Genomic DNA, 11,783 nt, shown 5'->3' on the forward strand with positions numbered 1-11,783 from the left:
GGCCCACGCCCGTTGGCACACTCGCCTAGGCTTGTCGCCATGCCCGACGCCAAGCCTTCAGCTCCCGCCCGACCGGTGTCCGCCCGGCGCTCCGCCGCCACCCGCGCCGCCATCCTCGACGCCGCCCGCGAGCGCTTCGCCACCGACGGCTACGAGCGGGCCACCATCCGCGCCATCGCCAAGGACGCGCAGATCGACCCGTCGATGGTGATGCGCTACTACGGCAGCAAGGAGGGCCTCTTCGCGGCGGCCGTCGCCGTCGACCTGAGGCTGCCCGAACTGTCCCCCCTCCCCCGCCACGAGGTCGGCCACGCCCTCGTCACGCACTTCCTGGACCTGTGGGAGCGGAACAACGAGGTCCTCACCGCCCTGCTCCGGGTCGGTGTCACCAACCGTGCGGGAGCCGAGCGCATGCAGGGCGTCTTCCGGGACCAGTTGCTGCCGGTCGCCCGCCAGGCGTGCCCGGACCCCGAGCAGGCGCCGGCGCGTGCGGCACTGGTCGCCTCGCAGTTGCTCGGGCTGGCGCTCACCCGCTACGTGCTGCGGCTCCCGCCGGCCGTCGCGCTGGCCCGCGAGGAGGTGGTGGCGTGGCTGGCGCCCACCCTGCAGCGCTACCTGACCGCTCCGAGCCCCTGACACGGCCCGCCCCGGGCTCCTGGCAGGACCCGCGTTCCGAGCCTCTGGCACGGCCCGTGCCCCGGGCCCCTGGCACGGCCGGAAGCGAACACGCCGAGGGCGCCGGCCTCGTCGCCGTACGGCGGATGCGCGTACGTGCGGCGAGGCCGGCGCCCTCGGCGGAATCCGCGGGTGGCGGGCGGCTCGGTGCGGGACGTCCCGGTGGCGGTGCGGGCCGGCGGGGACCCGCGGGGGCCGGTCAGGCCTTGGCGTCGGCCTTGGTCTTGAGGTTCCGGCTGGTCACCCGGTGCTTCTCGTGCGACCGGTCCAGGACCATGACCAGGCCCGCGATGACCAGGAAGAGCACGAGCGGGGCGACGACGAACAGGCCCAGCGTCTCGATGACGCTCAGGCCCGTGCCGGGGTCGTCGCCGTCGTCGCGGGTCAGCGCGAGCGCGGGGGACGACATGAGCAGCATCATCAGCGTCGTACCGGCGGCCAGGGTGCCGGCGCGCAGGGCGTTCTTCTTGTCCACGGTGCCCAAGTTAGCGAACGGCCGGACGGGCCGCGCGCCCGGGGTGCCGTACGGGGACCGTGCCGCGGCGCCGCCGTCCGGCCCGGAGCGCACCGGTGCTCCGGGCCGGACGGCGGCGCCCTCAGCCACCGGGCGGGCCGTCGGATCCGCCGACGTCCTCCCGGACGGCGTCGATCAGCGCCCGCAGCCTCGAAGACGCCGCCAGTTCCTCCAGCGTCACGGGGCGCCCCTCGGCGTCGGCGATCGGCAGGCGCCAGTTCGGGTACTGGTCCCAGGTGCCGGGCAGGTTCTGCGGGCGGCGGTCGCCGGCCCCGTCCGGGAGCCAGACGCCGACCATCCGGGCGGGGGTGCGGGCCAGGAAGCGGTGGACGGCCTGGATCTCGGCCTCCTCCGAGGCGGTGCCGGCGCGCCCGTCGGTGCCGTGCAGCAGGCCGAGCCGGGCGAGCAGCGCCAGCCACTCCTCCGTGTCGGCGGCGGCCTCCGCCGCCTCCCGTTCCCGGGGGCGGGTCAGCAGGCCGAGGCGGTCGCGGAGTTCGACGTGCTCGCCGGTGAGGCGGGCGGCGGTGGGCGGCAGGTCGTGGGTGGTGGCCGTGGCCAGGCAGTCGGCGCGCCAGCGCTCCGGGGGCAGGGGGCGGCCGTCGCCCGCCCAGTCCCGCTCGAACCACAGCACCGACGTGCCGAGCACCCCGCGCTCGCGCAGCGCCTCGCGCACGCCGGGCTCCACCGTGCCCAGGTCCTCGCCGATCACCACGGCCCCGGCGCGGGAGGCCTCCAGCACCAGGACGGCGAGCATGGCCTCGGCGTCGTAGTGGACGTAGGCGCCCTCCGTCGGCGGCCGGCCGCGCGGCACCCACCACAGCCGGAACAGGCCCATCACGTGGTCGATGCGCAGGGCGCCGGCGTAGCGGAACAGGGCGCGCAGGAGCTGCCGGAAGGGCGCGTAGCCGGAGGCGGCCAGCCGGTCCGGGCGCCAGGGCGGCAGCCCCCAGTCCTGGCCGTGGGCGTTGAAGGCGTCCGGCGGGGCGCCCACCGACATCCCGGCCGCGAAGTGGTCCTGCTGGGCCCAGGCGTCGGCTCCCTGGGGGTGCACGCCCACGGCGAGGTCGTGCACGACGCCGACCGGCATCCCCGCCTCCCGGGCCGCGCGCTGGGCGGCGCGCAGCTGGGCGTCGGTGAGCCAGGCCAGCCGGCGGTGGAAGTCGACGCGGTCCCGCAGTTCGGCGCGGGCGCGGGCCGTCCCGTCCGAACGGGGGTCGCGCAGAGCGGCCGGCCAGTGGTGCCAGTCGGGGCCGTGCACCTCGGCGAGGGCGCACCAGGTGGCATGGTCCTCCAGGGCCCGGCCCTGCTCGGCGAGGAAGTCGCGGTAGGCCGCGCGCCGGCCCGGCCCGAGGGGCACCCCGTCCAGCAGTTCCAGCGCCTGCCGCTTCAGCTCCCACACCGCGTCCCGGTCGATCAGGGCGCCCTTGCCCAGCACCGCCTCCCGCAGCCGTGCGGCCCGCTCCCGCAGCGACCGCACCGCCTCGTCGCCGGTGAGGTGGGCGAACTCGGGGACGTCCTCGATCCGCAGGTGGACCGGGTCGGGGAAGCGGCGGGAGGAGGGCCGGTAGGGGGAGGGGTCGGTGGGGGCGCCGGGCACGGCCGCGTGCAGCGGGTTGACCTGGATGAACCCGGCGCCGAGGGTGCGTCCGGCCCAGGAGGCCAGCTCGGCGAGGTCGCCCAGGTCGCCCATGCCCCAGGAGCGGCGGGACAGGAGGGAGTAGAGCTGGACGAGCAGCCCGTGCGAACGGTGTTCGGGTGTGGGCAGCCGGGCCGGGGCGACGATCAGGTGGACGTCGGCCGTCCGCCCGTCGGGGGCGGTGGCGGTCAGCCGGTGGACGCCGGGCGGGAGGTCCTCGGGGCCGGCGCGGGTCTCGCCCTGCTCGGTGGTGACGCGCAGCCGGGTGCCCTCGGGCAGCGCGGCCAGGGCGGCCGGCGTGCCGTTGCCGCTCCACCACACCACCGTCGGCGGCAGCAGCCGTTCGCGCAGGTGCCGTCGGCGGGCGGCGAGTGCGGCGCGTACGGCCTCGGGCGTGCCCGCGTCGACGTCGAGGGCGGCCAAGGCGAGGGTGACGGCGGTGGCCGAGGCGGTGACCGTACGGCCCGGCGAGGGGCGGTAGGAGGGGGCGACTCCGTGCAGTTCGGCGAGGAGCGACAGGTCCTCGGTGGGGGGATCGGCCGACCGGGGAGCGGTCATCTAGCGCCCCGTGGGTTCCGGGACGGCGAAGGACGGGCCGCCCTGCTCGGGCACGACGGCCGTGAGCTCGGGCGAGGACTCGCTGGTCAGCGGCACGGCGTCGGCGGACGGCGGCTCGCTGGTGAGGGGTTCGGCGTCGGGCAGCGGCGGTTCGCTGGTCAGCGGGGGCTCGGCGCAGCCGCCCTCCGCGCCGAGGGCGCACGGGCGGGGGGTGGCGGATTCGGCGGAGGGCTCCGCCACGGGTTTGGACGGGGACGGGAGCCTGAAGTGTGCCGGTGCAGCCACGGGGGCCTCCTTGTCGAGCACGGTGGGCGTGTCTTGCGGCTGGACGCGTCTCGTGTCCTGTGACCGGACGTGTCCTGTGTCTTGGGGCTGGGCGTGTGTCGGCGTGGTTTTGCGGGTTACGGCAGCCCTACCCAGTGGGCGCGCGGCCAGACGCCCCCGAACGGACAACGTGCTCCTGGTCACATCCGGACGCCGCCGCCCGGCCCGGCCCCGTGGGCGCCCGCCGGGTGTCCGGCGACGTTTCCCGGCAATTCAGTCACCGCGGCCACCGTCGTTGACACGTTCACCGCGGGGATGGTGGGCTCGATTCCTCGATGCGACGGACGTACGACACCCGTGTGCTCCACCAGCGGAGCGGAGGACCAGCGACCAGGAGGGGGCCCGTGCAGCCACGGCGCAGGAAGGGGGCGGCCGCCCTCGCGTTCGCCGTCCTCGCCGGAACCCTGGGGGCCGCGCCCGCCGTGGCGGCCCCGCCGCCCCCCGGTACGGCGACCACGTCGCCCGAGACACCCGGTACGCCGGGCACGCCCGACGCGTCCGGGTCCGACGGCGTCGCGGTCTGGCCGCGTCCACAGTCCCTGCGGGCGAACGGCGCGCCCGTCCCCGTCACCGACGAGGTCGCCCTGATCGCCGGCCCGGCGGCGGACCCCCACGCCGTCACCGCCCTGGGCGCGCTGCTGCGCCGGGCCGGGGCGCGCACGGTCACCTCCCTCCCCGCCGGCGGGACGCCCCCCGCCGGGGCCCTGGTGGTGCGCGCGCGGACGGAGCCGCCCGGCGACGGCAGCCGGCAGGGCCTGCCCTCCGGCGGCTACCGCCTGACCGTCGGCCGCGGCGCCGTCACGCTCACCGGCACCGGCGAGGACGGCCTGTTCCACGCCGTGCAGACGCTGCGCCAGCTGGTGCGCCCCGACGGCACGATCGCGGCCGTCGACGTCCGCGACTGGCCCGGCACCGCCGTGCGCGGCATCGCCGAGGGCTTCTACGGCACCCCGTGGACGCACGCGCAGCGGCTGGCCCAGCTGGACTTCATGGGCCGCACCAAGCAGAACCGCTACCTCTACGCCCCCGGCGACGACCTCTACCGGCAGGCCCGCTGGCGCGAGCCCTACCCGGCCGCGCAGCGCGCGGAGTTCCGGGAGCTGGCCGAGCGGGCCCGGCGCAACCACGTCACGCTCGCCTGGGCGGTGGCGCCGGGGCAGGCGATGTGCTTCGCGTCGGATGAGGACGTGCGGGCGCTGACGCGCAAGCTGGACGCGATGTGGACGCTGGGCTTCCGTGCCTTCCAGCTCCAGTTCCAGGACGTCAGCTACAGCGAGTGGCGCTGTGCGGCGGACGCGGAGCGGTTCGGCTCCGGGCCCCGGGCGGCGGCGCGCGCGCAGGCGCACGTGGTGAACGCGGTGGCCCGGCACCTGACGGAGCGTCACCCCGGCGCCGTCGCGCCGGCGGTGATGCCGACCGAGTACTACCAGGACGGCTCCAGCGCCTACCGCCGGGCGCTGGCCTCGGCCCTGGCCGCGGACGTGCAGGTGGCGTGGACCGGCGTCGGCGTGGTGCCCCGGACCATCACCGGACGCGAACTGGCGCGGACCCGGGACGTGTTCGGGCACCCGCTGGTCACGATGGACAACTACCCCGTCAACGACTACGCGCCCGGCCGGGTCTTCCTCGGTCCCTACCAGGGCCGCGAACCGGCCGTCGCCACCGGCTCGGCCGCCCTGCTGGCCAACGCGATGGAGCAGGCGGAGGCGTCCCGGATCCCGCTGTTCACCACCGCCGACTACGCCTGGAACCCGCGCGCCTACCGCCCCGCGGAGTCCTGGCGGGCGGCGATCGGCGCACTCGCGGACGGGAACGCGGCCCGTGAGGAGGCCCTGTCCGCCCTCGCCGGCAACGACGCGTCCTCCGTCCTGGGCACCGAGGAGTCGGCGTACCTGCGCCCGCTGATCGACGGCTTCTGGCGGGCCCGCGCCACCCGGACGGAGGAGGAGGCCGCCGGGCGCCTGCGCGAGGAGTTCGCGCTGCTGCGCGAGCTGCCGCGCCGGCTCGGGCGGGGCGGCCTGGGCACCGAGGTGGCCCCCTGGTCGCAGCAGCTGGCCCGCTACGGCGAGGCGGGCACGGCGGCGCTGGACATGCTGCGCGCGCAGCGCGCGGGCGACGCGGCGGCGGCCTGGACGGCGTACCGGGACCTGGCCGGCCTGCGCGAGCGGTTGTCGGCGGCCCGGGTGACGGTCGGCAAGGGCGTGCTGGACGTGTTCCTGCGGCGGGCGCGGCAGGCGTACGAGGCGTGGGCGGGCCTGGACCGCGCACCCGCCGCCCGCGCGGGCGACCGGGCGGCCGTCCGCCTCCCCCGCGCCCGCCCCCTGGCCGCCGTGACGGTGCTCGCCGACCCCGGTACCGGCGGGGACGTGGAGGTCCACGTCCCCGGCCGGGGCTGGCGGCGCCTCGGCGCCCTGCGCCCGGGCGGTGCCACGGAGCTCGCCCCGCCCGGTCCCGGCCGGTCGCCGGGGACCGCGCCGGCCCGCCCCGCCGGCGCCCCGCTCACCTCCGCCACCCGGGTCGACGCCGTCCGCGTCACCGGCCCGGACCGGTCCCGGGTGCGTCATGTCGTCCCCTGGTTCGCCGACGTGGCCGACGCCTCCCTGGACCTGGACCGCGCGGAGACGGACGCCGAGATCGGCGGGACCGAGCGCCTGACGGTCCGGCTGGGCGCGCTCCGGCCCTCCGACGTCCGGGGCACGCTCACCGCCGACGCGCCCGAGGGCGTCCGGGTCCGCGTCCCGCGGGCCCCGCTGGTCCTCCCGCGCGGCCAGGAGGCGCAGGTCCCGGTCGAGGTGAGCGTCGCGCCGGGGACGCCCTCCCGGTCGTACGCCGTCCGGCTCGCCTTCGGCGGGGCGAGCCGCACCCTCACCGTCCGGGCCTTCCCGCGCACCGCCGGGCCCGACCTGGCCCGTACCGGCACCGCGAGCTCCTCCGGCGACGAGACACCCGACTTCCCGGCACCGGCCGCCAACGACGGCGACCCCCGGACGCGCTGGTCGTCCCCCGCGGACGACGGCGCCTGGTGGCAGGTGGAGCTGGACCGCCCGGTGCGCCTGGGACGGGTCGTGCTGCGCTGGCAGGACGCGTACGCGTCGGCGTACCGCGTCCAGGTCTCGGCGGACGGCCGCCGCTGGCGCACGGCGGCGACGGTGCGGGACGGCCGCGGCGGGCGGGAGGCCGTCCGCATGGACGAGCGGGACGTGCGGTACGTGCGCGTGCGGGGCGAGGAGCGGGCCACGCGGTACGGGTACTCGCTGTGGTCGGTGGAGGCGTACGCGGTCCTCCCGTGAGCCGCCCCGCGGGCCGGTCCGTGAACCGGCCGCCCGCGGGCCGCCGATAGACGGGGTGTGAGACTGTTCCGCCCCGTGAGGGGCCAGCGGGAGAACGACCCCGGCGACGCCCACGCCTCCGACGCCGCGCTGCTGCGCGCCGTCGCGGGTGGCGACTGCGCGGCGATGACCGCGCTCTACGACCGGCACGCCGGATGGCTGCACGCCCGGCTGACCCGGCGCTGCGCCGACCCGGAGACGGTGCGCGAGGTCCTCCAGGACACCTTCGTCACGGTGTGGCGGTCCGCCGGCGCGCACCGCGGCGAGGAGGCCGGCGGCTGGCTGTGGACCATCGCCGCGCGCCGCCTCGTCGACGCCCGGCGGGCGCAGGAGCGGGCCGCGCGACTGCGCACGGACCCGTTGGAGGACGTACGGGAGGACGGCCGGCCGACGGCGGCCACGCCGTCGGCGCCGTCCGCGGAGGACCGGGTGCTGGCCGGGCTGGAGTACGGCGACGTCGGCACCGCCCTCGGCCGGATCTCGCCCGAGTTGCGCGAGGTGCTGCGCGCCACGGTCGTCGACGGGCTGACCACCCGTGAGACCGCTCGGCTGCTGGGCATCCCCGAGGGCACGGTCAAGTCCCGCGCCCTGCGCGCCCGCGCCGAACTCCGCGCAGCGCTCGCCCCCATGAGCCCGTCACCGGTGGGAGGTCTCGCATGACCGGCTGGCACGCGTCCGACGCCCTCGTCACCGGGTACGCCGACGGCTCCCTGCCGGAACCGGACGCCTGGTCCCTGGAGAAGCACCTGGAGTCCTGCTCCTCCTGCGCCGCCCGGGTCTCCCGGGCCGCGCGCGAGACGGCGGCGGGGGCGGTGCTGGCGCGGGTGCGGGAGACGGTGCTGGACGCCGCGCCCGCACCCGCGACGGCACCCGCGTCGCCCGGTCCCGCGCCGGCGCCCGCCCGCCGCGCCCCCCGGGTCCGCTCGCGGGTGTCCCGGTGGGGCGGTGCCGGGGCGCCGTCCACGCGAATGCTGTGGGCGGCCGGTCCGGCCGTGCGGGGCGCCTGGTCGGCGGCCGTGCTGCTGGTGGCCGCCGGGGCCCTCGCCCTGGCCCATGGGGGCGGCTTCCCGGACGCGCGGCCCTGGCTGCTGGCGCTCGCCCCGCTCGTACCGGTCACCGGGGTCGCCCTGTCCTACGGGCCGCACGCCGATCCGCTGCACGAGATCGTGGCGGCCACCCCGTCGGCCGGGCCGCGGCTGGTACTGACGCGGACGGCCGCCGTGCTGGCGGTGAGTCTGCCGCTGCTCACCCTCGCCGGGGCGGTGCTGCCGTCGTCGGGCGCCCCGGGCGCCGCCGCCTGGCTGCTGCCGGGCCTGGCGCTGACGCTGGCCTCCCTGGCCCTGGCCGGCTGGACCGGCGTACGCGCCGCCACGGCCATTACCGGCGGCGGCTGGCTGTGCGCCGTCCTCGGCCCGGTGCCGGCCGCGCCGGGCGGGCGGCTCACCGCCCACCTGACCGAGCGGCTGTCCGCCTGTCTCGACGGCGCCGCGGCCCAGGGCGGCTGGGCGGCGGCGGCCGCCGGGTGCGCCGCCGTGTTCGTCGCCCGCCGCCACGCCCGTCCCCTCCTGGAGGAACGTTGACCACCGTCCCCCGCCCCGCCCACCCCGCGATCCGGGTCACCGGTCTGCGCGTCCGGCACCGAAGGACGCTCGCCCTGGACTCGGTGGACCTCGACTTCGGCCCGGGCGTGCACGGCCTGCTCGGCCCCAACGGCGCCGGCAAGACCTCCCTGATCCGTGTCCTGGCCACGGTCGCCGAGCCGTCCGGCGGCCGGGTGGAGATCCTCGGCCACGACACCGGCGACCACCGGCGGCGCGCCGAGGTGCGCCGCCGCCTGGGTTACCTGCCGCAGGAGTTCGGCTACTACCCGGGCTTCACCGTGCGGGAGTTCGTGGCGTACATGGCGTGGCTGAAGGAGATGCCCGCCGACGCCGCCCCGGCCGCCGTCGAACGGGCCGTGGCCCGGGTCGGGCTCGCCGACCGCATCGACGCGAAGGTGCGCACGCTGTCCGGCGGCATGGTCCGCCGCGTCGGCATCGCGCAGGCCGTCGTCAACGACCCGCGGGTGCTGCTGCTGGACGAGCCGACCACCGGGCTGGACCCGGAGCAGCGCGTGGAGTTCCGCGGGCTGCTGCGCGAGCTGGGCGCCTCCTGCACCGTCCTCGTCTCCACCCACCTCGTGGAGGACGTCGCGACGGCCTGCACGGACGTCACCCTCGTCGACGCGGGCCGGGTCGCCTACCGCGGGACGCCCGCCGCCCTGGCCACGCTCGGCGAGTCGGCGGACGGCCCCGGGGACCATCCGATCGAGCGCGGTTACACGGCGGCACTGCGCGCCCACCGCTCCCGCGCCGCGCGGGCGAAGGAGCCGTCGGCTCCGGAAGGGGCGGCCCGATGAGTCCGCTCGCGTTCACTGAACCCCGTGCGGACGGCGCGGCACCCCGCCCGCGCCGCGCCCGCCACCCCCTGCGGGCGGAGGCCGTGCGCGGCCTCGCCCCCTGGGCCGGAGCCGCCGTGCTGCTGACGCTGGCGGCGGCGCTGGCGGCCACCTCGGAGCAGTGGCAAGGCGGCTGGGCGGAGACCCGCGACCGGGTGCACACGGCGGCCGTGCTGCTCGGTGTCCCGCTCGCCCTGGCGGCGGGCTGCCGGCAGGGCGGCCGGGAGCACAGACGCCGTACCGGGGAGTTGCTGGCGACGGCCGCGCGCGGCCGGACGGCCGGGTTCCTCGCCTCGGCCCTGCCGCTCGCGCTGTGGGTGGCCGCCGGGTACGCGGCGGCGGCCGTCCTCGCCCTGTGCGCCACCTGGTACTGCGCCACGGGCGACCGGCCCCACCTGGCCACACCGCTCGCCGACGCCGCCGTCCTGGTGTCCGCGTCCCTGGCGGGCCAGGTCGTGGGCCGTGCGGTGCCCTGGCGGCCGGCGGCCCCGTTGCTGGCGGCGGCCGCCTACGCCGGCCTGGGTGTCCTGGAGTACGGCGGCTGGGGGGCCGTACGGTTCCTGTCCCCGCTCGGCGACGGCTCGCCCACCGACGTCCCGGTGGCGTGGCAGCCGGTGGCGACGGTGGTGTGGGCGGGCGGCCTGGCGGCGGGAGCGGTCCTGGCGTACACCGCCCGCCGCCGTACGGCGGCCCTGGTGCCGCTGGCCGCCGCGGCCGTCGCCGGCACGCTGCTGGTGCAGGCCGGCGACGGGCTGCGGCACACCGACCCGCTCGCCCGCCGTCAGGTGTGCGACACCTCCACCACCCCGCAGATCTGCGTCAACGCCCGTTACGAAAAGCTGCTCCCGCAGGTCAGGAACGCCCTGTCCGGGCTGACGGACCGCCTGGACGGCGTGCGGAACCTACCGATCCGCTTCGAGGACCTGCCGGGCCGGCCGGGTCCGGACGAGGCCGAGCTGCCGATGATCACACCCATCGGCCGGTCGGTCGTCCGGGGCCGGCTGACCGATCCCGGGGAGTACGCGTGGGCGGCCGGGATGGAGCTCCAGGGCCGCGGGGACTGCGAGAACCCGGCCCCCGAGGTGACCAGGATGGACGACGCCGTGGAGCACTACCTGGCACCCAGCCCCCTGGCCCGGGTCTTCGACCGGCAGCTCGCCGCGCGCGGCGAGCTGGAGCCCTTCGCGCGGGCCCGCGCCCGGCTGGCGTCGATGGGCGAGCAGGAGCGCCGGGCGTGGCTGTCGGCGTACTTCACCACGCGCGGCGACTGCGACCCGAAGGGGGTGCCCGCGCTGTGACCGGCGGCCCCGCCCGTACGCCCGCCGCCGCTCACCGCGACCGCCGGCCCGCCCCGTAACGCCCGCCGCCGGGGCCGGGAGGCCGCCCCGGCGCGCCGCCCGGTGCCGGGGCCGCCCGCCCGGTCCGGTCGGCATCGCCCCGCCGCCCCGGTATTGGACCGCCGGAACCGGGTCCGCCGCGGCACCGGGCCCGGTTCCCGCCCGGACGCACGGGGGCCCGGACCGTCAGGCCGAGATGCCGTCGATCCGGGCCAGGGCGTCGTCCGCGCCGTAGGGCTGCAGGTACGGCAGCCAGCGCGGATCCCTGTGGCCGGTCCCGATGATGCGCCAGGCCAGGCCGGTGGGCGGGGCCGGTTTGTGGCGCAGCCGCCAGCCGATCTCCCCGAGGTGGCGGTCGGCCTTCACGTGGTTGCAGCGGCGGCAGGAGGCCACCACGTTGTCCCAGACGTGCTTGCCCCCGCGGCTGCGCGGGACCACGTGGTCGACGCTGGTCGCGACACCCCCGCAGTACATGCACCGGCCCCCGTCGCGCGCGAAGAGCGCCCGCCGGGTCAGGGGGACGGGACCCCGGTAGGGGACCCGCACGAATCGCTTGAGCCGGACCACGCTGGGTGCGGGGACGGTGACGGTCGCGCTGTGCATATAGGCGCCGGTCTCCTCGAGGCAGACGGCCTTGTTCTCGAGGACGAGGACGAGCGCGCGGCGGAGCGGTACGACGCCGAGCGGCTCGTACGACGCGTTGAGGACCAGGACATGCGGCACGGGTGCCTCCTTGTACGCCGGCGGCGCGTGGCTCGCGCCGGGACGATCCGTAGTCAGTTTCCCCTCATGCCTGGTGAACGTGCCACCACGTCCCGGTAACGGACTGAGAGTGTTTTCGACCACACCCGCATTCATCCCCCGCGCCCCGCCCCGTTCAAGCACGCGTGAGCAGCGTCTCTCCTTCTCCCGTTCCGCCGACTCGCGCCCGATGCCCCGTTAGTGTGGTGTTTCTGCCCTTCCGGTGACCTTT

The 11,783-nt window shown here is 77.6% G+C and carries 10 protein-coding genes; 6 read left to right on the top strand and 4 right to left on the bottom strand.

All coding sequences use genetic code 11. The features are described 5' to 3' along the window. The first annotated feature begins 39 nt into the window (after positions 1–39). A complete protein-coding gene (locus ACSU6Z_RS09520; protein WP_437044522.1) occupies positions 40–636 on the top strand; it encodes a TetR family transcriptional regulator in 597 nt (198 codons plus the stop codon). Between the two features lie 238 nt (positions 637–874). Here ACSU6Z_RS09520 and ACSU6Z_RS09525 read toward each other — a convergent pair whose 3' ends face one another. From ACSU6Z_RS09525 to ACSU6Z_RS09535, 3 genes are all read right to left on the bottom strand, one after another. Next, complete coding sequence (locus tag ACSU6Z_RS09525) at positions 875–1,150, bottom strand: hypothetical protein (protein ID WP_437044523.1); 276 nt, start codon at positions 1,148–1,150, stop codon at positions 875–877. 121 nt (positions 1,151–1,271) lie between these two features. Continuing rightward, positions 1,272–3,383 carry a 4-alpha-glucanotransferase gene (gene malQ, locus ACSU6Z_RS09530; protein WP_437044524.1) on the bottom strand — a complete coding sequence of 704 codons (2,112 nt, stop codon included), beginning with the start codon at positions 3,381–3,383 and terminating at the stop codon, positions 1,272–1,274. Further along, complete coding sequence (locus tag ACSU6Z_RS09535; RefSeq protein ID WP_437044525.1) at positions 3,384–3,668, bottom strand: hypothetical protein; 285 nt, start codon at positions 3,666–3,668, stop codon at positions 3,384–3,386. A 383-nt stretch (positions 3,669–4,051) separates the two neighbouring features. Here ACSU6Z_RS09535 and ACSU6Z_RS09540 point away from each other — a divergent pair, with 383 nt between their 5' ends. Genes ACSU6Z_RS09540 through ACSU6Z_RS09560 form a run of 5 tightly spaced genes read left to right on the top strand, consistent with a single transcriptional unit; the run spans position 4,052 to position 10,771 of the window. Then, complete coding sequence (locus tag ACSU6Z_RS09540) at positions 4,052–6,997, top strand: beta-N-acetylglucosaminidase domain-containing protein (RefSeq protein WP_437044526.1); 2,946 nt, start codon at positions 4,052–4,054, stop codon at positions 6,995–6,997. Between the two features lie 57 nt (positions 6,998–7,054). Beyond that, positions 7,055–7,696: an RNA polymerase sigma factor gene (locus tag ACSU6Z_RS09545; RefSeq protein WP_437044527.1), complete on the top strand. Its 642-nt coding sequence runs from the start codon at positions 7,055–7,057 to the stop codon at positions 7,694–7,696. Beyond that, positions 7,693–8,616 (top strand): zf-HC2 domain-containing protein, encoded by a 924-nt coding sequence (locus tag ACSU6Z_RS09550; RefSeq protein ID WP_437044528.1) that lies wholly within the window; start codon positions 7,693–7,695, stop codon positions 8,614–8,616. Before ACSU6Z_RS09545 ends, ACSU6Z_RS09550 begins: the two co-directional genes overlap by 4 nt. Next, the gene (locus ACSU6Z_RS09555; protein WP_437044529.1) at positions 8,613–9,434 is read left to right on the top strand and encodes an ABC transporter ATP-binding protein; all 822 of its coding nucleotides are present in this window, start codon (positions 8,613–8,615) and stop codon (positions 9,432–9,434) included. Before ACSU6Z_RS09550 ends, ACSU6Z_RS09555 begins: the two co-directional genes overlap by 4 nt. After that, positions 9,431–10,771, top strand: a complete 1,341-nt coding sequence (locus ACSU6Z_RS09560; protein ID WP_437044530.1) for a hypothetical protein — start codon at positions 9,431–9,433, stop codon at positions 10,769–10,771. Before ACSU6Z_RS09555 ends, ACSU6Z_RS09560 begins: the two co-directional genes overlap by 4 nt. 225 nt (positions 10,772–10,996) lie before the next feature. On the opposite strand, the gene ACSU6Z_RS09565 is transcribed toward ACSU6Z_RS09560, so the two are convergent. Next, the gene (locus ACSU6Z_RS09565) at positions 10,997–11,533 is read right to left on the bottom strand and encodes an HNH endonuclease (RefSeq protein ID WP_437044531.1); all 537 of its coding nucleotides are present in this window, start codon (positions 11,531–11,533) and stop codon (positions 10,997–10,999) included. Positions 11,534–11,783 lie beyond the last annotated feature (250 nt).

The organism is Streptomyces sp. enrichment culture (assembly GCF_964273145.1).
GTDB lineage: Bacteria > Actinomycetota > Actinomycetes > Streptomycetales > Streptomycetaceae > Streptomyces.

Bases quoted from the DNA above. Each gene is read 5' to 3' on its own strand.
- ACSU6Z_RS09560 (WP_437044530.1), top strand. From the start codon at position 9,431: ATGAGTCCGCTCGCGTTCACTGAACCCCGTGCGGACGGCGCGGCACCC.
- ACSU6Z_RS09550 (WP_437044528.1), top strand. From the start codon at position 7,693: ATGACCGGCTGGCACGCGTCCGACGCCCTCGTCACCGGGTACGCCGAC.
- malQ (WP_437044524.1), bottom strand. From the start codon at position 3,383: ATGACCGCTCCCCGGTCGGCCGATCCCCCCACCGAGGACCTGTCGCTC.
- ACSU6Z_RS09520 (WP_437044522.1), top strand. From the start codon at position 40: ATGCCCGACGCCAAGCCTTCAGCTCCCGCCCGACCGGTGTCCGCCCGG.